Annotated in this window: 27 protein-coding genes; 18 read left to right on the top strand and 9 right to left on the bottom strand. The window is 66.1% G+C overall.

The features are described 5' to 3' along the window. Nucleotides 1-148 precede the first annotated feature (148 nt). From PRN20_RS07375 to PRN20_RS07385, 3 genes are all read left to right on the top strand, one after another. On the top strand, nucleotides 149-1,228 hold the full coding sequence (locus PRN20_RS07375) for an Mrp/NBP35 family ATP-binding protein (RefSeq protein ID WP_273956590.1): 1,080 nt from the start codon (nucleotides 149-151) through the stop codon (nucleotides 1,226-1,228). Nucleotides 1,229-1,231: 3 nt separating this feature from the next. Further along, complete coding sequence (locus PRN20_RS07380; RefSeq protein ID WP_273956591.1) at nucleotides 1,232-1,657, top strand: GNAT family N-acetyltransferase; 426 nt, start codon at nucleotides 1,232-1,234, stop codon at nucleotides 1,655-1,657. Nucleotides 1,658-1,932: 275 nt separating this feature from the next. After that, the gene (locus PRN20_RS07385; RefSeq protein ID WP_273956592.1) at nucleotides 1,933-3,240 is read left to right on the top strand and encodes a GH1 family beta-glucosidase; all 1,308 of its coding nucleotides are present in this window, start codon (nucleotides 1,933-1,935) and stop codon (nucleotides 3,238-3,240) included. 736 nt (nucleotides 3,241-3,976) lie between these two features. Here the strand turns inward: PRN20_RS07385 and PRN20_RS07390 are convergent. From PRN20_RS07390 to hisS, 5 genes are all read right to left on the bottom strand, one after another. Beyond that, nucleotides 3,977-4,777 (bottom strand): lysozyme inhibitor LprI family protein, encoded by an 801-nt coding sequence (locus tag PRN20_RS07390; RefSeq protein WP_273956593.1) that lies wholly within the window; start codon nucleotides 4,775-4,777, stop codon nucleotides 3,977-3,979. A gap of 104 nt (nucleotides 4,778-4,881) precedes the next feature. Beyond that, complete coding sequence (locus PRN20_RS07395; RefSeq protein WP_273956594.1) at nucleotides 4,882-5,634, bottom strand: TSUP family transporter; 753 nt, start codon at nucleotides 5,632-5,634, stop codon at nucleotides 4,882-4,884. Beyond that, nucleotides 5,631-6,365 carry an ATP phosphoribosyltransferase gene (hisG, locus tag PRN20_RS07400; protein WP_273956595.1) on the bottom strand — a complete coding sequence of 245 codons (735 nt, stop codon included), beginning with the start codon at nucleotides 6,363-6,365 and terminating at the stop codon, nucleotides 5,631-5,633. The genes PRN20_RS07395 and hisG overlap by 4 nt, the downstream gene beginning before the upstream one ends. Continuing rightward, nucleotides 6,362-7,447 (bottom strand): ATP phosphoribosyltransferase regulatory subunit, encoded by a 1,086-nt coding sequence (locus tag PRN20_RS07405; protein ID WP_273956596.1) that lies wholly within the window; start codon nucleotides 7,445-7,447, stop codon nucleotides 6,362-6,364. The genes hisG and PRN20_RS07405 overlap by 4 nt, the downstream gene beginning before the upstream one ends. After that, nucleotides 7,444-8,883, bottom strand: coding sequence for a histidine--tRNA ligase (gene hisS / locus PRN20_RS07410; RefSeq protein ID WP_273956597.1), 1,440 nt, complete (start codon nucleotides 8,881-8,883; stop codon nucleotides 7,444-7,446). Before hisS ends, PRN20_RS07405 begins: the two co-directional genes overlap by 4 nt. Before the next feature lie 423 nt (nucleotides 8,884-9,306). Here hisS and PRN20_RS07415 point away from each other — a divergent pair, with 423 nt between their 5' ends. From PRN20_RS07415 to PRN20_RS07425, 3 genes are all read left to right on the top strand, one after another. Continuing rightward, nucleotides 9,307-9,549 (top strand): hypothetical protein, encoded by a 243-nt coding sequence (locus tag PRN20_RS07415; protein WP_273956598.1) that lies wholly within the window; start codon nucleotides 9,307-9,309, stop codon nucleotides 9,547-9,549. Nucleotides 9,550-9,617: 68 nt separating this feature from the next. After that, nucleotides 9,618-9,845, top strand: coding sequence for a hypothetical protein (locus PRN20_RS07420; protein ID WP_273956599.1), 228 nt, complete (start codon nucleotides 9,618-9,620; stop codon nucleotides 9,843-9,845). Between the two features lie 87 nt (nucleotides 9,846-9,932). Further along, entirely contained in the window at nucleotides 9,933-10,076 is a 144-nt protein-coding gene (locus PRN20_RS07425) for a hypothetical protein (RefSeq protein ID WP_273956600.1), read from the top strand. 47 nt (nucleotides 10,077-10,123) lie between these two features. On the opposite strand, the gene PRN20_RS07430 is transcribed toward PRN20_RS07425, so the two are convergent. After that, nucleotides 10,124-10,717 (bottom strand): DNA-3-methyladenine glycosylase I, encoded by a 594-nt coding sequence (locus PRN20_RS07430; RefSeq protein WP_273956601.1) that lies wholly within the window; start codon nucleotides 10,715-10,717, stop codon nucleotides 10,124-10,126. Between the two features lie 84 nt (nucleotides 10,718-10,801). On the opposite strand from PRN20_RS07430, the gene PRN20_RS07435 reads away from it, so the two are divergent. The 3 genes from PRN20_RS07435 to PRN20_RS07445 all read left to right on the top strand — a co-directional run bounded on the left by PRN20_RS07435 (nucleotide 10,802) and on the right by PRN20_RS07445 (nucleotide 13,962). Further along, nucleotides 10,802-11,209, top strand: coding sequence for a response regulator (locus PRN20_RS07435; RefSeq protein ID WP_273956602.1), 408 nt, complete (start codon nucleotides 10,802-10,804; stop codon nucleotides 11,207-11,209). A 184-nt stretch (nucleotides 11,210-11,393) separates the two neighbouring features. Further along, nucleotides 11,394-12,014, top strand: a complete 621-nt coding sequence (locus PRN20_RS07440; protein WP_273956603.1) for a L,D-transpeptidase — start codon at nucleotides 11,394-11,396, stop codon at nucleotides 12,012-12,014. 106 nt (nucleotides 12,015-12,120) lie between these two features. Further along, the gene (locus PRN20_RS07445; protein ID WP_273956604.1) at nucleotides 12,121-13,962 is read left to right on the top strand and encodes a Tad domain-containing protein; all 1,842 of its coding nucleotides are present in this window, start codon (nucleotides 12,121-12,123) and stop codon (nucleotides 13,960-13,962) included. Here PRN20_RS07445 and PRN20_RS07450 read toward each other — a convergent pair whose 3' ends face one another. Further along, on the bottom strand, nucleotides 13,963-14,178 hold the full coding sequence (locus PRN20_RS07450) for a hypothetical protein (RefSeq protein WP_273956605.1): 216 nt from the start codon (nucleotides 14,176-14,178) through the stop codon (nucleotides 13,963-13,965). Between the two features lie 170 nt (nucleotides 14,179-14,348). After that, nucleotides 14,349-14,885: an AAA family ATPase gene (locus PRN20_RS07455; protein WP_273956606.1), complete on the bottom strand. Its 537-nt coding sequence runs from the start codon at nucleotides 14,883-14,885 to the stop codon at nucleotides 14,349-14,351. 283 nt (nucleotides 14,886-15,168) lie between these two features. Between PRN20_RS07455 and PRN20_RS07460 the strand changes: the two genes are divergently transcribed. The 9 genes from PRN20_RS07460 (at nucleotide 15,169) to PRN20_RS07500 (ending at nucleotide 24,430) form a co-directional block, all read left to right on the top strand. Continuing rightward, nucleotides 15,169-16,170 (top strand): serine hydrolase domain-containing protein, encoded by a 1,002-nt coding sequence (locus tag PRN20_RS07460; protein ID WP_273956607.1) that lies wholly within the window; start codon nucleotides 15,169-15,171, stop codon nucleotides 16,168-16,170. 3 nt (nucleotides 16,171-16,173) lie between these two features. After that, nucleotides 16,174-17,289 carry an anhydro-N-acetylmuramic acid kinase gene (locus PRN20_RS07465; RefSeq protein WP_273956608.1) on the top strand — a complete coding sequence of 372 codons (1,116 nt, stop codon included), beginning with the start codon at nucleotides 16,174-16,176 and terminating at the stop codon, nucleotides 17,287-17,289. A gap of 112 nt (nucleotides 17,290-17,401) precedes the next feature. Then, nucleotides 17,402-17,893: a GNAT family N-acetyltransferase gene (locus PRN20_RS07470; protein WP_273956609.1), complete on the top strand. Its 492-nt coding sequence runs from the start codon at nucleotides 17,402-17,404 to the stop codon at nucleotides 17,891-17,893. A 1-nt stretch (nucleotide 17,894) separates the two neighbouring features. After that, on the top strand, nucleotides 17,895-18,917 hold the full coding sequence (gene nagZ / locus PRN20_RS07475; RefSeq protein WP_273956610.1) for a beta-N-acetylhexosaminidase: 1,023 nt from the start codon (nucleotides 17,895-17,897) through the stop codon (nucleotides 18,915-18,917). A 31-nt stretch (nucleotides 18,918-18,948) separates the two neighbouring features. Next, a complete protein-coding gene (locus tag PRN20_RS07480; RefSeq protein WP_273956611.1) occupies nucleotides 18,949-20,601 on the top strand; it encodes an ABC transporter substrate-binding protein in 1,653 nt (550 codons plus the stop codon). Nucleotides 20,602-20,834: 233 nt separating this feature from the next. Further along, the gene (locus PRN20_RS07485) at nucleotides 20,835-21,812 is read left to right on the top strand and encodes an ABC transporter permease (protein WP_273956612.1); all 978 of its coding nucleotides are present in this window, start codon (nucleotides 20,835-20,837) and stop codon (nucleotides 21,810-21,812) included. Between the two features lie 4 nt (nucleotides 21,813-21,816). Next, nucleotides 21,817-22,704 carry an ABC transporter permease gene (locus PRN20_RS07490; protein ID WP_273956613.1) on the top strand — a complete coding sequence of 296 codons (888 nt, stop codon included), beginning with the start codon at nucleotides 21,817-21,819 and terminating at the stop codon, nucleotides 22,702-22,704. Beyond that, the gene (locus tag PRN20_RS07495; RefSeq protein ID WP_273956614.1) at nucleotides 22,701-23,519 is read left to right on the top strand and encodes an ABC transporter ATP-binding protein; all 819 of its coding nucleotides are present in this window, start codon (nucleotides 22,701-22,703) and stop codon (nucleotides 23,517-23,519) included. The genes PRN20_RS07490 and PRN20_RS07495 overlap by 4 nt, the downstream gene beginning before the upstream one ends. Further along, on the top strand, nucleotides 23,516-24,430 hold the full coding sequence (locus PRN20_RS07500) for an ABC transporter ATP-binding protein (protein ID WP_273956615.1): 915 nt from the start codon (nucleotides 23,516-23,518) through the stop codon (nucleotides 24,428-24,430). The genes PRN20_RS07495 and PRN20_RS07500 overlap by 4 nt, the downstream gene beginning before the upstream one ends. 5 nt (nucleotides 24,431-24,435) lie before the next feature. On the opposite strand, the gene PRN20_RS07505 is transcribed toward PRN20_RS07500, so the two are convergent. Next, the gene (locus PRN20_RS07505; RefSeq protein WP_273956616.1) at nucleotides 24,436-25,263 is read right to left on the bottom strand and encodes a C40 family peptidase; all 828 of its coding nucleotides are present in this window, start codon (nucleotides 25,261-25,263) and stop codon (nucleotides 24,436-24,438) included. Nucleotides 25,264-25,543: the final 280 nt, after the last annotated feature.

Consider the following 25,543-nt stretch of genomic DNA (forward strand, 5'->3'; position numbering starts at 1 on the left):
GATGAGGGGTCTCTCTCCGCGAACTCGTCGTTCCTCGCTCCGCTCGGATCGCGCTACACTTCGTTGCGCGGACCCCTCATCCGGCGCTGCGCGCCACCTTCTCCCACAAGGGGAGAAGGCAAGGCACCTCACCCTCGGTGCATTCCAAATGGCCAATGAACTCATCGCTACCGCCGTCCGCAGCGCACTCAACGCCGTCGAGATCCCCGGCGGCGGTTCGCTTGCCGGTTATGGCGGGCTGAGCGAGATCATCGTCACTACCGGCGCCGTGGCCTTTGCCATTTCGGTCGCGCCCGGCATGGAGGCTGCCTTCGGGCCGGCGCGCGAACGTGCGCAGGCGGCGGCCGAAAAGGTCGCCGAGGGCCGCAAGGTCATGGTCTCGCTGACCTCCGACCGCGCCCAGGCGGCGACGGGACAGGCCAAGGCCCAGGGCCGGCCGGGTCCGCCGCCGCGCGAGGCCGTTCCCGGTGTCCGCCACATCATCGCGGTGGGCTCTGGCAAGGGCGGCGTGGGCAAGTCGACGGTTGCGGTCAACCTCGCACTCGCCTTCGCGGCCGAGGGGCTCAGGACCGGCATCCTCGATGCCGATCTCTACGGGCCGTCGATCCCCAAGCTGCTCGCCCTCGAGGGCAAGCCCGCGGTGCGCGAGGATGGCATCTTCTCGCCGCACGAGGCCTATGGCCTCAAGGCCATGTCGATCGGCTCGATGCTGACGGCCAACCAGGCTGTCGTCTGGCGCGGGCCGATGGCCACCTCCGCCCTGCGCCAGCTGCTGCGCGAGAGCGAGTGGGGCGGGCTCGACGTGCTCGTCGTCGACCTGCCGCCCGGCACCGGCGACATCCAGATCTCGCTCGTCCAGCAGGTGCCGCTGCTCGGCGCCGTCATCGTCTCGACGCCGCAGGACCTCGCGCTGATCGACGCCAAGAAGGCGATGGACATGCTGCTGAGGACCGACGTGCCGATCCTCGGCCTCGTCGAGAACATGAGCTACTTCGTCGCCCCGGACACCGGCAAGCGCTACGACATCTTCGGCCATGGCGGCGCGCAGAACGCGGCTGCGAGCTTCGATATCCCGTTCCTCGGCGAAATCCCCCTGGTGATGTCGATCCGCGAGAGCTCGGACGCCGGCAGGCCGGTGGTTGCCACCGACCCGGATGGTCCGGAAGGGCAGGCCTTCCGCACTATCGCCCGCAATATCCTCGCCGCCAGCCCGCAACTCAGGCCCTGATCGATGCTGTCGATCCGGCCCGCGAGCGAAGCTGACATCGAAACGGTGGTCGGCATCGCCCCCGCCGGGCCCGAGCGCCGCGAAGCGATCGCCGAATGGGTGCGGGCCGGGGAATGCCACATCGCGTGGCGGGACGGTTTCGCCGCCGGCTATGTCGTCCTCACCCGCAGCTTCTTCCGCTCGCCGTTCATCGAGATGCTGGTGGTTTCGCCCACGGCTCGGCGCGAGGGCATCGGCCGCGCGCTCATTGAGCACTGCATCGGCCTGACCCCGCCGGAGCTCAAGCTCTGGACCTCGACCAACGAGTCCAACACGCCGATGCGCCTTCTGTTGCCGCAACTCGGCTTCGCGCAGACGGGCATGTTCGAGCATCTCGACCCCGGCGATCCTGAGCTGATCTTCCTGCGCTGGCCTGACGGCGCCTCGTAAGCGATTGGGTCCCTCATCGCCGGGCTTGTCCCGGTGATCCAGCCGCCGCGCGTCGGCGCGGCGAGGGGAGTCGTTTCACGCGGCAGACGCCGCGTGGCTGGATGGCCGGGACAAGCCCGGCCATGAGGGCCGACTCTGGGAGTGGTGGTGTCCTCCCCTCGTGACATCCCCCCGTCGCACTGTTATGCAATCGATTACATAGCCCGCTGGCGTCGAGAATCGGCTTCGCGGAACGACCAACACGAGCGCATCAAGCGCCTCTTCGGGAGAGCCTCTTGTTTTCGATTTCGCGTGACGACCTCGGGCCGAACTTCCTCTTCGGCACCGCCACCGCTGCCTACCAGATCGAAGGCGGCCAGACCGACGGCCGCGGCAGCTGCATCTGGGATACATTCGCGGCAACGCCGGGCAATGTGAAGAATGCCCATGACGGCGCGACGGCGTGCGATCACTACAACCGCTGGCCCGAGGATCTCGACCTGATCCGCGACGGCGGCTTCGATGCCTATCGCTTCTCGCTCGCCTGGCCGCGGCTCATCCCCGAAGGCACGGGCGCCGTGAACCCCAAGGGCATCGCGTTCTACGACCGGCTGATCGACGGCATGCTGGAACGCGGCCTCAAGCCCTATGCGACGCTCTATCACTGGGATCTGCCCAGCCCGCTGCAGGACAAGGGCGGCTGGATGAACCGCGACATCGCCAAGTGGTTCGCCGAATATGCCGCGCTGGTCGGCCACCATTTCGGCGACCGGCTGGCGGCTACCGCGACGATCAACGAGCCCTGGTGCGTCGCCTTCCTCAGCCACTTCCTCGGCATCCATGCGCCGGGCTATCGCGACATCCGCGCCGCCAGCCGCGCCATGCACCACGTGCTCCTCGCCCATGGCACCGCCATCGATGCCCTGCGCGCCGAAGGCATGAAAAACCTCGGGATCGTGCTCAACCTCGAGAAGGCCGAGCCCTTTTCGGAGAGCGCAGAGGACCGGCTCGCCTTCGACTACGGCGACGCGCTGTTCAACCGCTGGTACCTCGACGGCGTGTTCAAGGGCCGCTACCCCGACATCCTCACGAGCGCGCTGGCGCAGTACCTGCCCGAGGGTTTCGAGAAGGACATGGACGTCGTCTCGCGCCCCCTCGACTGGCTGGGCATCAACTACTACACGCGCGGCCTCTACAAGTACGATGCGTCCCGTCCCGCCTTCCCGGTGACCCAGGTCAAGGGCGACCTGCCGAAGTCCGACCTGGGCTGGGAGATTTACCCCAAGGGCCTCGAGGACCTGCTGGTTCGGGTGAGCCGCGAGTACACGAAACTCCCGCTCTACGTCACCGAGACCGGCATGAGCGAGACCGACGACACGCGGCGCGTGCAGTTCTACGACGATCACCTGCGCGCGGTCGCCAACGCACAGGGGCAGGGCGCCGACGTGCGCGGCTTCTTCGCCTGGTCGCTGCTCGACAACTACGAATGGGCCGAAGGCTACAACTCCCGCTTCGGCATCGTGCATGTCGACTACGAGACGCAGAAGCGCACGCCCAAGGGGAGCTACCGCGCGTTCCAGGGGATGCTGCACAACACGCGGTGAGCCCCGCCTCCCTCCCCCTTGAGCGAGGGAGGGGGGTGTGCGGTGATCGCCGATGGACCCCCACCCCCAGCCCCTCCCCTCGAGGGGGAGGGAAGCTGGAAGCTCCTACATCGTCGGCGCAAGCGTAGCTGCTGGTCGACACGTCATTCACCGTTTTGACCCTTTGGCCCCTCATTGCCGGGCTCTTTCCGGCAATCCGTCTCACGCGGCGTCTGCCGCGGACTCATCTCGCCGCGCAGACGCGCGGCGGCTGGATCACCGGGATGGGCCCCCGTGATGAGGGGTGGCTCCTGGCGGCGGGGCGGGCTGCTTGAACCGCTGGCGCCACCGCTGTCCTTGCGGGTGCGGAGCCCCGCCTCCCTCCCCCTTGAGGGGAGGGATCGAGGGAGGGGGTAGTGCGGTGATCGCCGATGGACCCCCACCCCCAGCCCCTCCCCTCAAGGGGGAGGGGAGCTAGAAGCTCCTACATCGCCAGCGCAGCGTAGCTGCTGGTCGACTAGTCATTCACCGATTGACCCTTTGGCCCCATTGCCGGGACGGGCCCCGGTGATGAGGGGTGGCTCCTGGCAGCGGGGCGGGCTGCTTGAACCGCTGGCGCCACCGCTGTCCTTGCGGGTGCGGAGCCCCGCCTCCCTCCCCCTTGAGGGGAGGGATCGAGGGAGGGGGTAGTGCGGTGATCGCCGATGGACCCCCACCCCCACCCCCTCCCCGCAAGGGGGAGGGGAACTGGAAGCTCCTACATCGTCGGTGTCGGCTCGGCCGCATAGCTGACGGACGACTTGCCGTCTTTCCAGCTGTAGGTCGCCCAGCAGGCATCCCCCGGCGCTGCGGTCGGGCAGTTCGTCCGATCGACGGACAGGCGGGCGATGGTGCCGGTTTCGTTCTGGATCAGGGTCGGCGTGGCGCCCAGCGCGTCGATGGGATCGGCGAAGCGGTCGGACGAGACGGCGATCTGCACCTGGCAGCCGGCGTTGGCGCAGAAGGCCGTTGCCGAGTTGGTGCAGGCCATGGGTTGGGTGTTGATCACGTAGTCGGCGATCTTGTCGCCGTCGAGGTCGCCGCTGAGGATGGCGGGGTGGTTCGCGGTGGTAACGAGCTTGCCGCCCAGCCGCTCGCACTGCCCGCCATAGGCGGCGATCAGTGTCTCGATCGCCTCTGGAAGGGGAGTGGTCACCGGCGGCACATTGTTCTGCAGGTCCGAGTATTGCTGCATGGAGCCCTCGAGGCCCTGCTTCAGCGCGGCGATGCGGGCCGTGTAGACGCGCCGCAGGCAGGTGAGATCGGGCCCGCAGGCCTTGCGGCTGGCGAGGAACGCGTCGGCCTCGTCCTGGCGGTCGCCATTCGAGCCCATCAGCATCGGCACCTTGTCGTAGGCGAAGAACAGCCCGGCCATTTCGCTGTCGAGGGAGGAGAGCGTTCCGTCCTTGCAGACTGCAACCTCGTCGGCGCCGGTGGCCTTGCTGCAGTCGTAGCTTGCCGCGAAGGCCGGAGCGGCAAGCAGCAGCAACATCGTGACGAGGCCAACAAGCATGCGCATCGCTTCATCCTCTGAGCGGCAAATGTCAGCGGCAACCTAGCGTCATAGGGGGAGCCCGGCGATGCAACTCTGCGTGCATGCTCAATCGCGGGTGAAGGCGGCTGTCAGCGAAAGAACAGTAGCCGCAGGGCGAGAAGGATGGAGACGATCACCACGAGCGGCCGGATCAACTTCGCCCCGAAGCGGATTCCGGTGAGGGCGCCGAGATAGCCGCCGATGACCTGGCCGACGATCATCGCCAGGGCCACCGGCCAGACGACGTTGCCCGACGGGATGAACAGGGCCAGTGCGCCCAGGTTCGAGGTGAGGTTCAGCACCTTGGTGTGGCCGGCCGCACGCGTCACGCCCAGCCCGAACAGGGTGACGAAGCCGAGCGTGAGGAACGAGCCCGTGCCGGGCCCGAGGATGCCGTCGTAAAAGCCGATGACGAAGCCCATGACGGGCACGAACACCGTGGGGTCGAGGCGCGTGTGGCTGTCCTCGTCGGTCAGCTTGGGGGCGAAGGCGAAGTAGACCGCCACCGCGATCAGCGCCACCGGAATGACGAGCGACAGCAGCGTGACGTCGACGGCCTTCACCGCCATGGCGCCGAGGAAGGCGCCGACGAAAGTGAGCGGGATCGCGATGGCGAGCAGCCGCAGCGATACGAAGCCCTTGCGCCAGTAGGTGACGGCGGCGATCGCCGTGCCGACCACCGATTGCAGCTTGTTGGTGCCGAACGCGGTGACCGGTGGAATACCCACTGCCAGGAGCGCCGGCAGCGCGATCAACCCGCCGCCGCCGGCAATGGCATCGACGAACCCCGCGAGCAGCCCCACGAAGCCGAGTGCGACGAGGATCGTCAGGTCGAAGGTCACAGCAGGGTGGAAATCCCCGGCGGCACGCCACCCATGATCGACAGCAGCGCTTCGAGCTGGGCCTTGCGCAGCGGCGTCCAGTCGGCCGTACGCGACACGATCAGGTTCGCCTCCGACTGCATGATCAGCCCGTCCTCGAGTACGCGCAGCTGGTTGGCGGCGAGCGTCGAGCCCGTCGAGGTGATGTCGACGATGAGGTCGGCCGAGCCGGCGGCGGGCGCCGACTCGGTGGAGCCGGCGCTCTCGACGATGCGGTACTCGGCGATGCCGTACTTGGCGAAGTGACGCCGCGTGAGGTTCACGTACTTGGTCGCGACGCGCAGCCAGCGTCCGTGGCGCGAGCGGAAGTCCGACGCCACATCGGCAAGGTCGGTCATCTGCTGCACGTCGATCCACGAGTCGGGCACGGCGACGACCACGTTGGCCTCGCCGAACCCAAGGCCGCGGACGAACAGCACGTTCTCCTCGCCGTTCTCGCTTGCCTCATGGATAAGGTCCGAGCCGGTGACGCCGATATCGACGCCGCCGAGGATCAGCTCACGCGCGATTTCGGCGGCGGGGTAGAAGCGCACCGTCACCTGCGGCTGGTTCTTGATCGAGCCGATATAGCTGCGCGCGCCGCCGGGCCGCGCGATGGTGAGGCGCGAGGACGAGAAGGCCTTGCGGGTCAGTTCTTCGAGCCGGCCCTTGGAGGGCACGGCCAGCGTCAGTCCGCCGGGAAGCGTATTCATTGGCTGGCCTCCCGCTCGAGCCGATCTACCCACAGGGCACAGCCGGAAGCCTTTATCGGCTCGTCGGCTCCGAGACGCTCCAGCATGCGGTCATACTCGCCGCCCGAGGCGAGGACCTCGCCGTCCGAACCGGTCATCTCGAACACGATGCCGGTGTAGTAGTCGAGCCGCGGCGAGAAGCTCGCGTCGAACACCACGTCGGCATTGGGCGAAAGCGCCTGCAGCGCCGCGGCATGGTTACGGACCTGATAGAGCGGCTCGTCGAAATCGAAACCGGCTTCCTTGGCGAGATCGGCGATGCGCTCGAAGGCCATCGTGGCGCTGTCGGCGACGTCGAGGTAATTCTGCAGCAGCATCACCGTCTCGGGGGCGATCGGGGCCGCGTCGAGCGCCTGCTTTTCGAGATAGCGGTCGGCGATCTCCTCGGGCGTGCGGCTGCCGATGAGGCTGAGGCCGCCCGAGAGCATGGCGTCGGTCACGATCTCGATCACGGTGTCGCGGCTGTCCGGGGCAGGGCCCTCGGCCTTCTGCTCGGGATTGGCGAGCCGGTCCATCAGCCGCGCCATCGCCTCGGGGTGCCCGAAGCGGTGCCGGATGCGGCTGCGCCAGGCGGTGGGAATGTCGGCCGCCTCGAGGAAGGCCTCGAACAGGCCGACGCCGCCGAGCCGCACGTTCGGGGCAGTGATGTCGTAGATGGCGAGCGCCCAGCGTGCAAAGGTCAGCACCTGGTCGAGCGCATTGTCCGCATCGGGTTGGCCGAGGAGCTCGAGGCCCGCCTGCTCGAACTCGACCGGGGTCGAGCTCTCCTGCCGGAAGATCGGACCAAGATAGGTGAAGGCCGACGGCGCGCCGATCAGCCCATCCTCGAGATACTGCTGCGCGATGGGCAGCGTGAAATCGGGCCTGAGGCAGTACTCGACGCCGTTGTTGGTCGTCGTCAGCAGCAGGTTGCGGCCGAACTCTTCGCCGGCGAGATCGAAATAGGGACCCGCGGGCAGCAGCAGCGGCACGTTCGCGCGCGTCACCGTCCGCGATTCGACGAGGCGCACCAGCGCGGCATATCGCTCTGAAGCTGTCTTCACTTGTTGGCCCTGAGATAGGCGGCTACGGCCGGGAGTGCTGAAATCCTGTCGACGATCTCGGCATCCTTACACTCGAACTGGCCGGGCCGCTCGGCCTTCCACTCGGCATTGTCGGCAATGGCCTTGGCGGCTTCCTTGCCGGCGACGAGATCCTTGATCTGGACGATCCCCTGCTCGCGCTCCTGCGTACCCTCGATGATCACCGCCGGGGAGTTGCGCTTGTCGGCATAGGCGACCTGCTTGCCGAAGTTCTTGGTGTTGCCCATGAACATCTCGGCCCGGATGCCGGCCTGCCTGAGGCGGGAGGTGATTTCCTGGTAGCGCGGCGTCTGCTCCTTATCGAGCACCAGCACGACGACCGGGCCGACCGGCTCCTCGGCACTGAGGTTGCCGGTGAGCTTCAGCGCATGGGCGAGGCGCGAGACGCCGATGGAGCAGCCCGTGGCGGGAACCGGCTCCGAACGGAAGCGCGAGACGAGGCCATCGTAGCGACCGCCGCTGCCGACTGCGCCGAACACCACTTCCTGGCCCTTCTCGTTGATGACCGGGAAGGTCAGCACGACTTCGAAGACCGGGCCGGTGTAGTATTCGAGGCCGCGCACGATCGAGGGATCGATATCGATGCGATCGGGCCCGTAGCCGGCGGAGCGGAACAGCGCCTCCATGGCCCGGAGTTCGGCGACGCCTTCATTCTCTTCCGGCGCCTTGCCGGAAACGAAATCGACGACGACCTGCTGCTGAGGTTCCGTGAGGCCCGCACCCGGGGTGAAGTCACCGCTCTCGTCCTTGCGGCCTGCGCCGAGCAGCAGCTTCATGCCGTCGATGCCGAACTTGTCGAGCTTGTCGATGGCGCGGAGCACGACGAGCTTCTGCTCGTACTCGGTGATACCAGCTGCCTCCAGGACGCCGTCCAGCACCTTGCGGTTGTTGACCTTGACCACGTACTTCCCGGCGAGGCCGAGCGCATCCATGGTGTCGGCCAGCATCATGCACATCTCGGCATCGGCCTCGGGGCCGGCCGCGCCGACCGTGTCGGCGTCGAACTGCATGAACTGGCGGAAGCGGCCGGGGCCGGGCTTCTCGTTGCGGAAGACGTAGCCGGCCCGGTAGCTGCGATAGGGCTTGGGGAGCTTGTCGAAGTTCTCGGCGAAGTGCCGGGCGAGCGGCGCCGTCAGGTCGTAGCGCAGGCTCAGCCACTGCTCGTCGTCGTCCTGAAGGCTGAAGACGCCCGCGTTGGGGCGATCCGTGTCGGGCAGGAACTTGCCCAGCGCCTCGGTATACTCGAACAGCGGCGTTTCGACGGGGTCGAAGCCGTAGCGCTCGTAGACCACGCGAATCTTCTCGATCATCGCGTTCACCGCCGAAATCTCGGCAGGCAAACGGTCCTCGAAGCCGCGCGGCAACCGCGGCGCGATTAGCTTCTTCTTGTCGGTCATGGCTCGAAAAACTTGGGATGTGCCCGGAATCTGAGGCTGGTTCCTAACGGAAACCCCACGTCGACTCAAGAAAGGTGGGTGTGTCCATGCAGCAACAGTGGCTTACAGGGTGCGGCAGGCTGTCGCAATAGGGGGTTGGAATTGGACGGAAAGGGGCGTATCAGCCCACTCGTCCAACGCCAGCACGAGAAGGAGGCGGCATGACTATGTTTGTTCACGTCTCCGGTCCTGGCATTCGACCTGCTGGACTCGCTCTCGCCTAACGAGAGCCCGCCGCCCCGCCCGGGGCACGACTTCCAGTCTTCCTAGCCAGCCTACCGCATAGCCACCGGCATCGTTTCCACGCCTTCGCGCCCGGATTCCGTCGCCAACAAACGCTTTCAACCCTGAGGGACCGGGCCGCTTTTGCGTCCGGATGACACCATGACTCTCGAACTCGACGTTCGTGCTGCGGCACGCGCCAACCGTGCTTCCGGGCACATCCATGTCGGTATCGCCGGCGCATTGCGTTCAGCTGTCGTCACGATGCTGGCCGATGCCCAACTGGCGCGGGCGGCGAGGCGCTACCAATCGCGCGGATCGCCACCTGTCCCGGCTCATTTGAGGCGCGACCTCGGGCTGATGCCCGAAGTGCTCGAGCCCAGGAGCCACTGGGACTACCGCTGAGCGGAAGTCCGCGGGACTTGGGGTTCCGCGGACGCCGCCCCACCGAAGATCATCGTGAGGGATTCAACATGATCGCCATTATCCGCGACCGCGTCCGCGGTCGCGCCGAACAGCAGCTCGAGTTCGCGTTCGAACGACGCCTCGGGCTCCTGGATCGGCTCCGCCTGTTCATCCTGAGGCGCCACGCCGACGCCATGCTCCGCCGCACCCTCCGTCCCTTCCGGACCGGCAGCGCGGCCCAGCTGACGCCGCACCTGCTCAAGGACATCGGCCTGCCCCCGGATTTCCGGATGTAGGCCAACGGGGCCGGCGCGAGCCGGCTCCACCTTCGGATTCAGTTTCACATCAGGGAGCCGGCGCCTTGGGGCGCCCGGTCATCACCAATGTTCCTGCGACCCTTCATGGTCCGGCGCCGACGGCGTCCGGACACCGACCCCACCACGCCTCCGGACCGGCGGGACGACCTGCCGCCGGTGGCCGACATCTCCAGCGTCGTGCTGATGGCACTGTTTCTGACGCGGCAGTAGTGACTGGTGCCGCCCCGCCCCGATCAGGGTGGGGAGGGGCGGCCCCCTTACGGTCGCGCGAGCTTCTGCCGCGCGCTCTCGGACTCAGCTCGGCAGAAGCACGTGTCGACGTGGTCGTTGACGAGGCCCATGGCCTGCATGAAGGCATAGACGGTCGTGGGGCCGACGAAGCTGAAGCCGCGCTTGCGCAGGTCCTTGCTCAGCGCCTTCGACCCCTCCGTATGGCCGGGGATCTGACCGGCCACGATCGGTCCCTGCACAGGTTCGGGCTCGAAGCGCCAGATGTAGCGGGCGAGCGAGCCGAACTCCTTGCGGATTTCCTGCGTTCGCTTTGCATTGTTGATCGTCGAGGCGATCTTGCCGCGATGGCGGATGATCCCCGCATCCTGCACCAGCCGCTCGATATCGGCTTCTCCCATCGCCGCCACCTTGTCGATGTCGAAGCCCTGGAAGGCGGCGCGGAAGTTCTCGCGCTTCCTCAGGATGGTGAGCCAGCTGAGGCCCGACTGGAACCCCTCGAGGCAGAGCTTTTCGAACAGCCGGTTGTCGTCGGTGACCGGCCGGCCCCACTCGCGGTCGTGGTAGTCGACATAGAGCGGATCGCTGCCGGCCCAGCCGCAGCGGACGACACTCGTTGACATGGTGAGCTCCCGGTTAATAGTGGCGTCAGGCGCGAATCGGCTTGGGGGCCAACCGCGGTGATTGTTCCGCAGGAATTGAAGGCGTTGGTCGTTGACGACAATGCCTATGCGCGCTCCGCCGTGGCGGCAACCCTGCGCAAGCTGGGGCTGGTCGAGATCGACGAGCTCGCCAGTGCCGCCCCCGCTGTCGGCGCCATCGTCGCGAACCGCTACGATATCGTGTTCATGGATTGGTACATGCCGGAAATGAACGGCGCGGCCCTGCTCGAGGTGATCCGCGATCCGCGCTTTCCCGCCGGCGGCAAGGTGCCGGTGGTGATGATCACGGCCTATCCCAACCGCGAGACCATCGCCCGCGCCAAGGAACTGGGCGCCAGCGAGGTGCTGGTGAAGCCTTTCAGCGTGTCGCAGGCGGCCGCTGCGCTCGGGCGGCTGCTGCCCGACGGCTGGCAACTCCCCGAAGAGCCCGACGCCAAGCAGGTCCTGCTGTAATCTGCCGTGCCGAAATGGTGAACGAATAGTAGAGTGCCGATTTGCGGCCGATAACTACTTGGCATTTTTCGAGAACAGTTCATGCTGCGCTCACTACCTGCCTTCACCACCCTTTTGGGTTTGTGCAACATACTCCTGCTCGGGCTCGGTCGCCTTGAAAGTTCAACAGTGATGAGTGTGTACCATGCTGCGTAAGTCTCGCGCGGTCCTTGCTGCGACCGCCTGTATCCTCTCCCTCACCGTCTTCACCGACGCGGCCAATGCCGCCCAGCGGTTCTTCCTGTTCAACAACAACACTTCCTCGCTGAGCGACGGTCGGCCGCGCAGCGAGGTGCGCCTGAAGAGCGGCAAGGTCCGTCTCGCGCCGCAGTTCAAGCGCCAGGTGGTTGCCTACAACTCCAAGCAGTCGGCCGGCACCATCATCGTCAACACCGGCGAAAAGTACCTCTACCTGGTGCTCGGCGACGGCCAGGCGATGCGCTACGGCATCGGCACCGCCCGCAGCGGCTTCGAGTGGAGCGGCACCCATCGCCTCTCCAGCAAGCGCGAGTGGCCGGGTTGGACGCCGCCGGCTGAAATGAAGCGCCGGCAGCCCGGCCTGCCCAACTACATGCCGGGCGGCATCAACAATCCGCTCGGGGCGCGCGCGCTCTACATCGGCTCCACGCTCTACCGCATCCACGGTACCAACGAGCCCTGGACCATCGGCCAGAACGTGTCGTCGGGCTGCATCCGCATGGTGAATGCAGATGTAGAAGATTTGTACGAACGCGTAAAAATTGGCGCGAAGGTGATTGTCCTTTAGTTAGGATTATCAGGGACACTGGCCCCCGGGATTCCCTGGGGGCTGGGGTCGCAACATGCGCGGCTTTGTCGATTTGCTGAGGCGTTTCCACTCCGACGAGCGCGGAGTGTTCGCTGTTATATTCGGTGTCATGGCCGTCGTCCTGGTGGCGTTCGGCGGCGCGGCGGTGGACTACACCGCCGTGGAAACCGCCCGCACCCGGGCACAGGTCGCGCTCGACTCCGCGGCGCTGGGCCTGCAGCCGACCATCTTCAACGATCCAAGGCCCACGTCGGATACGCTGAAGGCCGAGGCGCTCGCGCTCATGAACGAGCAGATGCGGAACAACTCGGTGGCCACCATTGTCGATGTGGCCACGGCCGATACCGGCACCGGCACCCTGCGCCTCGAGGCGACGGTCACCGTGCCCACGGCCTTCGTGCAACTCGTCGGCATTCCCAGCATGAGCGCGCGCGTCGTCTCCGAAGCCACGCGCAAGCGGCTCAATCTCGAAGTCGCGCTGGTGCTCGACAACTCGGGGTCGATGGGCCAGCAGAGCCGCATGACCAACCTCAAGAAGGCGGCGCGGTGCGCGATGAACGTGCTGTTCAACGCGCTCGACGATTGCACGGACACCAAGATCAACGCCGAGACGCCAAAGCCCAAGACCGAGCAGAACATCTGGATGGGCATCGTGCCGTTCACCGGCTTCGTGAATGTCGGCACCGGTAACAAGAACGCGGTCTGGATGGACACCACCGGCCTCTCCAGCATCTCCAACGACAATTTCGACGACGACGACAACGACGCGACGCCGTTCTACGGCACCGTCAACCGCTTCGATCTGTATACCAAGGTCGGCGTCGCCTGGCGCGGCTGCGTGGAGGCGCGGCCGTATCCTTACGACACCACCGACACGCCGCCGAGCGCCGCGGACCCCGACACACTGTTCGTGCCCTCGTTCGCTCCGGACCCGCCGAGCGGCTACCCGAATGACTATCTCAATGATCGTCCGGCCGTATGCACCAACAAGGACGCCGGGACGTGGGTGGAAACCAGCGTCAAGACCGGCTGCAGCAGCAAGACCTACAGCAACTGCAACAGCACCCCCACTGTTACGCGCACCCAAACCAACTGGGATGGATCAAACCACACGCCCGTGGCGTCGACGTCTCCCAGCACGCTCCCGGACAAGAACGGAGTACCGATCCCGGCCAACTGCACCACGAGCACGGCGAACGAACGTACTTCGAGGGATCCAGACCGGTACAAGCTCACCAGCACGAAGACCTGCAGCTACGAGTTCTCCGATCGTGTGCTGCAGGAGCGTCTCTGCAAGTACAACCAGAAGGCCGGCAGCGGCGGCTCACCCAACCAGGACTGCCCGACCAACGCGCTGACGCCGCTGACCGACAACAAGGCCACCGTTGCGGCCGCGATCACCGCGATGGCCTCGCAGGGCTATACCAACATCCACCAGGGCACGATCTGGGGCTTCCACATGCTGTCGCCCTCCGAGCCGCTGCCGCAGGGCAAGTCCTATGACGCCGCCACCTCCAAGGTGATGATCGTCATGACCGACGGCGAGAACACCGTCGACAGCTACGGCTCGAACATGAACAAGGCCAACACCTACCAGGCCTATGGCTGGCCGGGCGCGCGTTCGCAGACGGGTGGCATCTCGTACAACGGCCGCATCTACAGCAACGACTATCCGTATCCCAACAGCGACGCCCAGGTCACTGCAGCCATGGACAGCCGTACGCTGGAATCGTGCAACAACGCCAAGGCCATGGGCATCGCGGTCTATACGATCGGCCTGAACGCGCCCAACCAGAAGACGATCAATCTGCTGACGAACTGTGCCACCAACTCGTCGATGGCCTATTTTCCGACGGCGTCGACGCAACTGACGGACGTCTTCAAGGACATCGCCGACCAGCTGGCGAACCTGCGCCTGTCGCTCTGATCAGCCGTGGAGCACGAAGCGCTTGCCGCCTGGAAAGCCGGCGAGCGCTGCGCGCTGCTCGGCAAGGGTCAAGCCCTCGAAGCTGATGGCCAGGGGCAGTTCGGGCGCATCAACCGGGGCGATGAAGGGGAGCATATGGGAACCGCTCCGCACCGGCAGCAGCAGCCGAACGCTCGCGTTGCCCGTCATCGTCAACCGTGAGATGTATTGCTCCATCGTGCCTACTCGCACATTCCATCGGCCATCAACGCCGGGACCATAGCCCAGGTTGCGGTTCCTGCTACTCATTTTGCCGTTACATCAGCGTCATCCGGCCGATACGTAGTCGCGCGAGGTTCTGCTCCAGCCGCATTGAACCTTGTGCCAACGCGGCATTCACCACTTGTTCATGCTTCGAGCAGGCCGCGGACCATCGCGACCCGCTCGTCGATCGGCATCGGCGGAATGCGCACGAGTTCGAAGCCGAACCGCTCGTAGGCGGCGACGTGGAACGCCTCGAAACGGCGCGAATCCTCGAGGCTGATCCGTCGCGCCTCGGTGTTGGTGATGAAGCCGAGCAGGTCGACGAACAGCACCCGCCGTTCGAGCTGCGGGTCGGCGAGGGCGGTGCCGATGCCGCGTTCCAGCGCCGGCGGGACGGGGTGCCCGAGATACTCCGCCAGCGCGAGCGTGCAGACCAGCGAGCGATCGGCGACCCGCAGGTCACCGCGCGCCGGCCGCGCCGCCCTGAGCATCTGCAGCCCCGCGATTCTGCTGATGAACTCGGGCTCTTCCCAGGGCCTCTCGACACCGCGCCCATGCTCGAGCGCAATGACGTCGGTCGCAGCCTCCTCGATGATCTCGATGCCCGCGAGCTCGAGGTGCCTCAGGATAAGGGTCTTGCCGGCGCCAGGGGCACCGGTCAGGATGAAGTCGCGGGCCATGGCTCCGCTCCAGAAATGATGTGAAGATGGCACGCCGCAGCGAGCGCTGCAGCGCGGGTTCAGTCAGTCGGGGGAGGGTGCTTGCAGCGGCGTCGGCCGCGGGAGGGGACACCCGAAGAGCGCAGCTGGGAAAGTCCTGCGAATCCTGATGCGCTACCCAACAGCATACCCGATGGGTCCGGCAGCGTCGATCGCGACTCGGTCTCCGGTGAAGACGCGCGGCTGCGAACCGCCGGCGCGTTGGCGAGGTGGGCACTGGTCATCGGATCAGGCTGGAGGAACGATGAACGCTCAAGCGACACTCGACCGGGCTTTCGCCCCCCTCGAGCAATCGATCGCTGCCGGTCGCATACCCGGCGGTATTCTCGGGGTCGTCGAGGCCAATGGCGACCGCGCCGTCCGCGTCACCGGTGAGGCCCAGCGGGTACCATATCGTCGGACGCTGACCGAGCGCACGTGGTTCGACCTCGCCTCGCTCACGAAGGTGATCTTCACCACGCCGCGCATCCTGGCGCTCGCCGAGGCCGGAACCATCGACCTCGATGCGCCGCTGATCTCGGTGATCCCCGATTTTCGCCAGTACAGTTCGGACAACTGGGAGCGAAAGATCACCTTCCGCCAATGCCTCGGCCACCAGACGCCGCTTCCGGGGGTGTTCCCGATCTACACCTACGGCGCCGACCCCAACCTCCTGCGGGCGTTCGTGCTGCAGCACGAGTGGCAGGCTGGGCCGGCGGTCTACTCCGACCTCAACTTCATCCTGCTGGGGATCGCACTGGAGCGGCTCAGCGGCAAGCCGATCCGCCAGCAGGACCCGGGGCCTGGCTTCGCCTGGTCGGCCGATCCCGCAAACTCGGCCGCCACCGAGCAGGATGCCTGGCGCGGCCGCGTGGTCGTCGGCGAGGTGCATGACGAGAACTGCTATGCGCTGCAGGGGGCGGGCCACGCCGGACTCTTCGGCACGGTCGGTTCGGTGCTCGACTATGCACAGTCGCTGCTGACGGCGGACGGCATCTCGCCCGGCGTCGTCGAGCTGATGCGGACGCGGGTCGGTGGGCGACGGACACATGGCTGGGAGCTGCCTTACGACGGCTGGTCGGGCGGCGCCGCCTGTTCGTCCGACACCATCGGCCATACCGGCTTCACCGGAGTGGGGCTCTGGGTGGATTTCTCGCGTGGCCGCGCCTGGACGCTGCTGACCAACCGCGTGCATCCCACCCGGCACTTCGATAGCGGCATTGTCGCCCTGCGCCGGGCCGTCGGCGATCTCGTGAACGCGGAGTAATTCATGGACCCCATCTGGACCGTCGGGCTGATGACCGGCACCGTACTCGACGGCAATATCGATGTGGCGATCCTCAAGACCGACGGAGAGCGCGTCACGGAGTTCGGTCCTTACACACTGGCGCCGTACCCGCAGTCCATCCGCAACCTGCTGGAGGAGACACTGTCGCAGGCGCGAAAGTGGAACTTCGAGGGGCCCGATCCGGCAATCTTTGCGGAAGCAGAGGATGCGCTGACGCTGGCCCAATCGGAGGCGGTGCGCCGGCATGTCGAGGCCTCGGGGCTGAAGATGTCCGATATCGGCGTGGTCGGCTTTCACGGGCAGTCGGTGCTGCACCGGGCACCGCAGCCAGGGCGGATCGGCGCCACGCGGCAGCTCGGCAATGGGCAGTTGATGCACGAACTGCTCGGCGTGAAGGTCGCCTTCGACTTCCGCTCTGCGGATGTCCGCGCTGGAGGGCAGGGGGCCCCGCTCGCAGCAATCTACCACCAGGCGCTGCTACGCCGGCTCGGCACATCGGGCGACACGGCGGTGCTCAACCTGGGGGGCGTTGCCAATGTCACCTACTGGGATGGCGGCGACACGCTGATCGCCTTCGATACCGGTCCGGCCAACGCACCACTCAACGATTTCATGAAGGCGCACGGGCTCGGCGAGATGGATCGCGACGGCGCCCTTGCTCGCAGCGGGACGGTCGACGAGGAGCGCCTGGCAGAACTCCTGCAGCACCCGTATTTTTCTGCGAAACCGCCCAAGTCCCTCGACCGGTTCGATTTCACGGCGGCCATGGCAGATGGTCTCGATCCGCCGACCGGCGCAGCCACGTTGACGGCCTTCACCGTCGGTGCTGTCGGCAAGGGTCTCGACCTGCTGCCGAGACGGCCGAAGAGGCTCGTGGTTTGCGGCGGTGGCCGGCACAACTCGCTCATCATGGAAATGCTCGGCACCCGTGCGGGCGTGGAAGCTGTTCCGGCCGAAGGCGTCGGTTGGCGCGGCGATGCCATCGAAGCCGAGTGCTTCGCGTTCCTTGCCGCCCGGGTTGTCCGCGGCCTGCCGATCAGCTTCCCCACCACAACAGGGGCGCCGCGCCCCCTGCAGGGCGGTCGACTCGCCGGCTAGCCTGCGCCCTGGTGCACCTTCAACGCCATCGGCCCGAATGTCCTCGTTCCAGGTCCTTGCATCGAGGGTCCGTCTCGGTATCACTAGGCATCCTAATGGTTCGCTGTGTCATATGGATTTGCTCGTAAACCTTTACTCTCGACGGATGGCCGCCCTGGCGGAGCGTGTGGAGGATGTAGCAGCCACGATACGCCCCGCTTTGCCGCCCGAGTTGCACATCATCCAGCGTTGGGTGCGGGAGCATTTCAGCGAGTACTGGGTGAGCGAGGTGACGGTGGCGATGTCACACCAGCCGCCGGGGTGCATCGTCGCAGTCGTCGATGGCGAGCTGGTTGGCTTTGCGTGCTACGACGCCACTGCCCGCGGCTTCTTCGGTCCGACGGGCGTGGCCGAGAGCCATCGCGGCGGCAGGATCGGCCTCGCGTTGCTGTACCGAACGCTTGAGGCGATGAAGGCAAGTGGCTACGCCTATGCGGTCATCGGCGGTGTCGGACCCGTCGAGTTCTACGCCAAAGCCGTAGGGGCGATACCGATAGAGGCCGACAAGGAAGACATCTACCAGGGCCTCCTGCGGGTCAGGCCCGCCATGGATCGGGGTCAGTAGCATGTCAGGCACGCCCCTTGCCCTGTTCATCGGCGTCGAGGGGCCTGAGCTGACCGACGATGAGGTCTCGTTCCTCCGGGAGGCGAACCCGTACGGGTTGTTCCTGTTCCGGCGCAATATCGACCATCCCGACCAGGTGCGGCGGCTCTGCGCCACGTTCCGCTCCACCGTCGGCCGCGCTGACGCGCCCGTGTTCATCGACCAGGAGGGTGGCCGCGTCCAGCGCCTCGACAACGGCAACTGGCCGAGTTTTCGCAGCCTCGGTTCATTTGGAGCACTCGCCCGGAAAGACCTCGACCTGGCGAAACGGGCGATGCGGCTGTCGAGCCGGGCGATGGGCGCCATCATGGCCGACCTGACGATCGACAGCGGCACGACACCTGTGGTCGACCTCGCCCGCGCCGGCACCCACGACGTGATCGGCCAACGCGCCTTCGGCGATGACCCTGCGCTGGTCACTGCCATGGCGCGGGAGGTCATCGACGGCATGCTCGAGGTCGGCACCCTGCCTGTCATCAAGCACATCCCGGGCTATGGCGGCGTCACGGTGGATCCGCATTTCGATTGCCCGGTCGTTGATGCCAGCCTCGATGATCTGCGCCGCACCGATTTCCAGCCGTTTGTCGCGCTGCGGGATGCGCCCTGGGCGATGGTGGCGCACCTTGTCTTCACCCGGATCGATTCCGAGCGCCCCGCCTCGGTTTCGCCAAAGCTGATCGATCTGATCCGCCAGGACATCGGATACGACGGTGTACTGATTACCGATTGTCTCAGTATGGAGGCGTTGAGAGGTACGCCCGGCGAGCGTGTCGCCGCCGCGCTCGACGCCGGCAATGATATCGCACTGCTGAGCCAGGGCGGCCTCGTGGCCAGCGCAGGTGCAGCAAACGCCGCCCGCCCGCTAACGGCGGAAACCATTGAACGTATCGCGCGGGCCGATCGCAAACGCGGTAGCGTTCGTGTCGACGCGGCGGCGCTTTACGACGAAGTTGAGCAGATTTTCAAGGAGAGCGGCTTCGCGTGAGGCGGGTCGAGGAAGAGGGAGAGGAATTGTGTTGAAGAGCAGACTGCTGGCAACAGCCACACTAGCCCTGGCGCTGACCGTGCCTGCGACCGCCCAGTCGGTGCTGACTGTCAGTTCGGAGCAGACCACGACCTTCGTGCGCAACTTCAACCCGTTCAACCAGACCACGGCACGCGCGACGACAAAGGACTTCATCTACGAGCCGCTGGCGATCTTCAACCGCCTAGCCGGCGCCAGGTGGGAGTACCGTCTGGCCGAGAGCTTCGAGCTGGCCGACGACCTCAAGTCGATCACCTTCGTGCTGCGCGATGGACTCAAGTGGTCCGATGGCCAGCCGCTGACGGCCAACGATGTGGTCTTCACTTACGACTACCTGACGAAATTCCCGGCGCTCGATTTCAACTCGGTCTCCAAGCTGATGGAGTCGGTGGAAAAGGTCGACGAGCGCACCGTGCGCTTCAACCTCATCCAGCCCAACTCGCTGGTCGCCACCACTATCGTCGCGATGCCGATCGTGCCCGAGCACATCTGGAAGGATGTCGCCGATCCGGTCACCTTCGCCAACGAGAACCCGGTCGGCTCCGGCCCGCTCACCGAGATCACCCGCTTCACGCCGCAGGTCTACGAGCAGTGCCGCAACCCCAACTACTGGGATGCCGCCAGCCTCTATGTCGACTGCATCCGGCTGCCGCAGCTCGCCGACAACCCGCAGGTGCTCGCGGCGCTCGCCGACGGCACGCTCGACTGGGCGACGAGCTTCGTGCCCGACATCGACAACACCTTCGTCGCCAAGGACCCGGAGCACAACCACTACTGGTTCCTGCCCTCGAGCCTTGTGGCCTTTACGCTGAACCTCGAGGCCCCCGACGAGAACAACAGGAAGGCGTTCAACGACGTCAACTTCCGCCGCGCCGTTTCCATGCTGATCGACCGCCAGTCGATCATCGACATCGCCGGCTATGGCTATCCTGTCATCAACGAAGACCCGGCCATGCTGGGCTCGTTCTACAAGGCCTTCGGCAACCCCGAGGTGGTCACGCAGTTCGGCCAGTACGGCAAGTTCGACCTCGAGGCCGGGAAGGCTTTGCTCGACAAGTCGGGCTATGTCGACAAGGACGGTGACGGCTTCCGCGACAACCCCGACGGCACGCCGATCGCCATCGATATCGAGATCCCCAACGGCTGGACCGACTGGATCGACGCCGTGCAGATCGCGCTCGAGTCGCTGAAGGCGGCCGGGCTCAACGTGAAGATGTCGACCCCCGAGGAATCGGTCTGGGCCTCCGACCTGATCGACGCCAAATACTCGATGTCGCTCAACGCCATCGCCTCGGCGGCCAACCCCTACTTCCCCTATATCCGCTCGTTCAACCCGGCCGATTTCGGCAAGAGCCGCACCTCGGCCCAGCGCTGGACCGACCCGGAAGTGGTCGAGATGCTGAACAAGTACACCCAGGTGAAGGACCCGGCCGAGCAGAAGGCGATCATGGACGCCATCCAGCTCAAGGTGGCCGAGGCCATGCCGGTGATCCCGGTCTACAACAGCCCGTCCTTCTACCAGTACAGCACCAGGCGCTTCACCGGCTGGGCCAATGCGGACAACCCGATCACTTCGCCGGTTGTCTCCAACGCCAACCCGGGCCGCCTTATACAGCTGCTGGCGCTGCGGCCGGTCGCTCAATAGGCGTGGCTCTGCTGGCGTCACCATTGCCTCGGTTGCCCCCTCTCCCCTCAGGGGAGAGGGCAGCAGAGCTTGTGAGCGTAAGCGAACTAGCGTCGCCGGGTGAGGGGTGTGATCTCGCTGCATGCTGGGTAAGTCCAGCACGACGCAGACGCTTCACCCCTCATCCGGCGCTTCGCGCCACCTTCTCCCCTGAGGGGAGAAGGGACACCGGCACCAAGCGGAATACATAACCAATGGCCTTTCTGCTCCGCCGCGTGGTGTTCTATCTGGCGGCCTTCGTCGCTGCGGCAACCATCAACTTCTTCCTGCCGCGCCTGATGCCGGGCGATCCGATCCAGAAGATGTTCGCCGGCGCCGGCTCCGACCTGTCGCTCGAGAACCTTAACGCGCTGAAGCTCACCTTCGGCTTCATTGATGCGCCGATCGGCGAGCAGTATCTCGCCTACCTCAGGAGCGTCTTCACCGGCGACCTCGGCCGCTCCGTCCGCTTCTTCCCGCTGCCGGTGACCGACCTCCTCGGCCGGGCCCTGATCTGGACCGTCGGCCTCGTCGGCACCGCCACCATCATCGCCTTCACCATCGGCACGCTGCTCGGGGTGATGGCGGCCTGGCGCCGCGGCACCCGCTTCGACACCGTCATCTCGCTGGCATCGATCTTTTCGAGCTCTGTCCCCGCCGTGGTGGTCTCGCTGATCACTCTCTTCGCCTTCGGCTACACGCTCGGCTGGTTCCCCAACGGCTACGCCGCCGATCCGATGCTCGATCCGTCCTGGGGCTGGGAGTACATCGCGAGCGTGCTCTACCACGGCACCCTGCCGATGCTGACCATGGTGATCGTCCTGACCGGCGGCTTCGCAGTCACCATGCGCAACAACATGATCAACCTGCTCGGCGAGGACTACATCGTCATGGGCCGCGCCAAGGGCCTTTCCGACCAGGGCGTCATGCTCTGGTACGCGGCGCGCAACGCGCTGCTGCCCACCGTCTCCGCCCTCGCCATCTCGCTCGGCGCCGTGCTCGGCGGCTCGCTGGTCACCGAGGTGGTGTTCAACTACCCCGGCATGGGCAACACGCTCTACCAGGCCATCCTCGCCCGCGACTATCCGGTGATCCAGGGCGCGCTGCTGATCATGACCGCCGCCATGCTGGTCGCCAATTTCGTCGTCGACCTCAGCTACGTGCTGCTCGATCCACGCCTGAAGCGGGCATGACACGATGAAGCTCCTTGCCCAACTGCTGCACAATCGGAAGGCCCTCGTCGGTGTGGCGATCCTCGCGACCGTCATCCTCGTCGCGATCTTCGCCCCGCTGCTCACCGAGTACAGCCCGACCCAGCGCGTCGGCCGCCCGCACCAGCCGCCGTCCGCCGACCACCTGCTCGGCACCACCCGCCTCGGCTACGACGTCTTCACCCGGCTGCTCTACGGCGCCCGCATCTCGCTCGCGGTCGGCTTCGGCGCGGGGCTGCTGATCACCGTGATCGGCACCGTCCTCGGCATCATCGCCGGCTACAAGGGCGGCGTGGTCGACGAGGTCATCACCTTCCTCACCAACATGGTGCTGGTCATCCCCAACCTGCCGCTGCTGCTGGTGCTCGCGGCCTTCATCGGCCAGGCGAGCCCGCTGGTCATCGCGGTGATCCTCGGCTTCACCTCCTGGGCCTGGGGCGTGCGCGTCACCCGCTCGGAGACGCTGTCGATCCGCCAGCGCGATTTCGTCAAATCCGCCGAGATGCTGGGCGAGCCCGGCTGGCGCATCATGGCCTTCGAGATATTCCCCAACCTCATCTCGATCGTCGGCATCAACTTCATCGGCAGCGTGCTGTTCGCCGTGATCACCGAGGCGACGCTCGAGTTCCTCGGGCTGGGCGATCCCAACACCGTCTCCTGGGGCATCATGCTCTACAACGCGCAGAACGCCTCGGCGCTGTCGGTCGGCGCCTGGTGGGACATCCTCACCCCCTGCGTGGCGCTCGCCGTGCTCGGCCTCGGCCTCGCGCTGATCAACTTCGCGATCGACGAGATCGCCAACCCGCGCCTCCGCACCGGCGGCATGCTGGCCCGCTGGACCGGCCTGATCCGCCGGGGGGAGGGCAAGCTGTGAGCGATCCCGTCCTCTCGATCCGCAACCTCACCATCGACTACATCGGCGCGACCACAGACTTCCGCGCGGTCAGGAACGTCAGCTTCGACATCGCCAAAGGCGAGTTCTTCGGCCTCGCCGGCGAAAGCGGCTGCGGCAAGAGTACCATCGCCTTCGCCATCAGCCGCCTGCACCGCCCGCCCGCACTGATCCGCTCCGGCAGCCAGATCCTCCTCAACGGGCGCGACGTGCTCGCCCTCGACGATGCGGCGCTGAAGGAGCTGCGCTGGCGCGAGGTGGCGATGGTGTTCCAGAGTGCCATGAACTCGCTGAACCCGGTGCTGACGATCGAGCACCAGTTCTACGACGTGCTGAAGACCCACACCGGCATGTCGCGCCCCGCGGCCCGCGCCCGCGCCGCCGAGCTGCTGGCGCTGGTCGATATCCCGGCCGACCGGCTCTCGGCGTATCCGCACCAGCTCTCGGGCGGCATGCGGCAGCGCGTCGTCATTGCCATCTGCCTCGCGCTCAATCCAAAACTGCTGATCATGGACGAGCCGACCACCGCGCTCGACGTGGTGGTGCAGCGCGAGATCCTCGAGCGCATCCACAAGCTGCGCCAGGAGCTCGGCTTCTCCGTGTTGTTCATCACCCACGACCTGGCCCTGATGGTGCAGGTCTCCGACCGCATCGGCATCATGCTCGAAGGCGAGCTGGTCGAGGTCAACGACGCGCAGGCGATCTATCGCAACCCGCAGCACGACTACACGCGAAAACTCTGGGCCTCGATCCCGCGCCTTACCGGCGCCCGCATCGCCGAGGGCGCCACGCCATGACCGAGAGCGCCCCCATCCTCGCCCTCGACAACGTCTCGAAGGTCTTCCATCGCGGCGGCAGCACCGTCCACGCCGCGCGCGCCGTGTCCTTCGCACTCCATCCCGGCCGCACCCTGGCGCTGGTCGGCGAATCTGGCTCGGGCAAGACCACCGCCGCCCGCCTGATCATGCGCGAGTACCGCCCCGATGGCGGGCGCCTCCTGTTCCGCGGCGAGCCTATCGAGGGCAGTGCGGTGCGCGACATGAAGGCCTATCGCAGTGCCGTGCAGATGGTGTTCCAGGACCCGTTCTCGTCGCTGAACCCCGTCCACACCATCCGCTACCACGTCGAGCGGCCGATGCGGCTCCACCAGCCGAACCTCAAGGGCGCCGCCCGCGATGCCGCCATCGCCGAGGTCCTCACCCGGGTGAAGCTCGACCCGCCGCTGATCCTGCCAAAGTATCCGCACGAGCTGTCGGGCGGCCAGCGCCAGCGCATTTCCATCGCCCGCGCCCTCGCCGTGAACCCCGAGGTGATCATCGCCGACGAGCCCACCTCGATGCTCGACGTCTCGGTGCGGCTCGGCATCCTGAACCTCCTCAACGACATGAAGCGCCAACTCGGCCTTGCGGTGCTCTACATCACCCACGACATCGCCACCGCCCGCTACGTCGCCGAGGACATCATGGTCATGTATGCCGGCCAGATCGTCGAATGGGGCGCGACCGAAAGTGTGCTCGGCAACCCCCAGCACCCCTATACCCGTCTGCTGCTCTCCGCCGTGCCCGACCCCGACCGGCCGCTGGGTGAGGAGACGCGGTTCGACCACGAGCTTCGCAACATCAGGGCGATCCGGCGACAGTCAGCCATCGAGCAACCCGAGGTGCGCGAGATCGCGCCAAACCACTTCATCCGCCCGATGCCCGACTGAGCATGTCAGAGCCGGCGGTAGGCGATAGGCTCGCCACCGCCAGAGCGTCCGGTCCGGGCAATTGCCTCCGCCAGCGGCTCGATCGTCACCGCCATGCGGGCGCCATTGGCGTGAACGATGTCAGTCTCGTTGATCATGATCGCCACATGGCCGCGCCAGAACACCAGGTCGCCCCGTCGCAGCTGGTCGGCCTGCACTGGCTCGCCCATTGCCGCCTGCTGGTCGCTGTCGCGCGGGCAGCCACGGCCAGTGGCGTAGAGCGCCTGCTGAACCAATCCGGAGCAGTCGAGCCCAAGGCTGTCCCGTCCGCCCCAAAGGTAGGGCGTGCCGACGAACTGCTCCGCAATCGCCACGAAATCCGTGGCGGCATCACCGACAGGAGCCAGATGCTCGCCGATGAACCAGCCACCCGCGGTTTTCACGAAGCGCCCCTCGTGCTCTTCGGCGCGAACGAGGGCATTCATCGAATAGAGCCCGACAGGCGCCGTCTTGATGCTCGGGGCGCTGTAGCCATAGGTTCGAAGGACGCGAACCCAATGCGTCGGCGGCGGCAACATCGGACCCAGTGCTGTGGCGCCAACATAACCAACGTAGCCATCGCGGGTGGCCTGCCCGAACGCCCAGCCGTCGGCCCGATCCAACACCTCGAAGGTCTCGCCGAACAGCACCTGGTCAAGCTGCTCGGCATCGGCTGAAGCTCCCCGGCGCAACGACGCCGATGGGACCACCAATTGGCACAGCTCTGTCTCGACGTAACGGTCCGCCGCTACGACGCCCTCCAGCGACCGTGCGGCGATCCCATTGCGCGCCAGGATCAACCGACCATCGAGCAAAGCAGTCTCCCCCAGTTGCCTGACACGTAGCCAACCTCACTGCCGCGTGGTCAGCCAGGAGCAGAGATGCGGAGGCACTCTCAGCGCTCACTGGGCCTGACAGACGGCGCAGCTGAACATGTAGCATGTGCCACTGTACAGATGTATCGAGGTCGAAACGGGTGGGATAGGCACTCGGCTGCCATTTCGTCGGCCTTGGCGGGAAACCGGAAAAACCGCCAAGTTTGCCATGCCACCATGTCCGGTTGACGCGTCTCGACACTCTAGCGGGGCAATCGCG

Source organism: Devosia sp. ZB163 (assembly GCF_028613635.1).
Taxonomy (GTDB): Bacteria; Pseudomonadota; Alphaproteobacteria; order Rhizobiales; family Devosiaceae; genus Devosia_A.

What these genes read in the sequence shown, in the direction of transcription:
- PRN20_RS07430 (WP_273956601.1), bottom strand. Translation starts at nt 10,717, where the DNA reads ATGTCAACGAGTGTCGTCCGCTGCGGCTGGGCCGGCAGCGATCCGCTC.
- PRN20_RS07375 (WP_273956590.1), top strand. Translation starts at nt 149, where the DNA reads ATGGCCAATGAACTCATCGCTACCGCCGTCCGCAGCGCACTCAACGCC.
- PRN20_RS07485 (WP_273956612.1), top strand. Translation starts at nt 20,835, where the DNA reads ATGGCCTTTCTGCTCCGCCGCGTGGTGTTCTATCTGGCGGCCTTCGTC.
- PRN20_RS07500 (WP_273956615.1), top strand. Translation starts at nt 23,516, where the DNA reads ATGACCGAGAGCGCCCCCATCCTCGCCCTCGACAACGTCTCGAAGGTC.
- PRN20_RS07415 (WP_273956598.1), top strand. Translation starts at nt 9,307, where the DNA reads ATGACTCTCGAACTCGACGTTCGTGCTGCGGCACGCGCCAACCGTGCT.
- PRN20_RS07425 (WP_273956600.1), top strand. Translation starts at nt 9,933, where the DNA reads ATGTTCCTGCGACCCTTCATGGTCCGGCGCCGACGGCGTCCGGACACC.
- PRN20_RS07440 (WP_273956603.1), top strand. Translation starts at nt 11,394, where the DNA reads ATGCTGCGTAAGTCTCGCGCGGTCCTTGCTGCGACCGCCTGTATCCTC.
- PRN20_RS07465 (WP_273956608.1), top strand. Translation starts at nt 16,174, where the DNA reads ATGGACCCCATCTGGACCGTCGGGCTGATGACCGGCACCGTACTCGAC.
- PRN20_RS07380 (WP_273956591.1), top strand. Translation starts at nt 1,232, where the DNA reads ATGCTGTCGATCCGGCCCGCGAGCGAAGCTGACATCGAAACGGTGGTC.
- PRN20_RS07460 (WP_273956607.1), top strand. Translation starts at nt 15,169, where the DNA reads ATGAACGCTCAAGCGACACTCGACCGGGCTTTCGCCCCCCTCGAGCAA.
- PRN20_RS07450 (WP_273956605.1), bottom strand. Translation starts at nt 14,178, where the DNA reads ATGGAGCAATACATCTCACGGTTGACGATGACGGGCAACGCGAGCGTT.
- PRN20_RS07455 (WP_273956606.1), bottom strand. Translation starts at nt 14,885, where the DNA reads ATGGCCCGCGACTTCATCCTGACCGGTGCCCCTGGCGCCGGCAAGACC.
- PRN20_RS07470 (WP_273956609.1), top strand. Translation starts at nt 17,402, where the DNA reads ATGGATTTGCTCGTAAACCTTTACTCTCGACGGATGGCCGCCCTGGCG.
- hisS (WP_273956597.1), bottom strand. Translation starts at nt 8,883, where the DNA reads ATGACCGACAAGAAGAAGCTAATCGCGCCGCGGTTGCCGCGCGGCTTC.
- nagZ (WP_273956610.1), top strand. Translation starts at nt 17,895, where the DNA reads ATGTCAGGCACGCCCCTTGCCCTGTTCATCGGCGTCGAGGGGCCTGAG.
- PRN20_RS07390 (WP_273956593.1), bottom strand. Translation starts at nt 4,777, where the DNA reads ATGCGCATGCTTGTTGGCCTCGTCACGATGTTGCTGCTGCTTGCCGCT.
- PRN20_RS07420 (WP_273956599.1), top strand. Translation starts at nt 9,618, where the DNA reads ATGATCGCCATTATCCGCGACCGCGTCCGCGGTCGCGCCGAACAGCAG.
- hisG (WP_273956595.1), bottom strand. Translation starts at nt 6,365, where the DNA reads ATGAATACGCTTCCCGGCGGACTGACGCTGGCCGTGCCCTCCAAGGGC.
- PRN20_RS07490 (WP_273956613.1), top strand. Translation starts at nt 21,817, where the DNA reads ATGAAGCTCCTTGCCCAACTGCTGCACAATCGGAAGGCCCTCGTCGGT.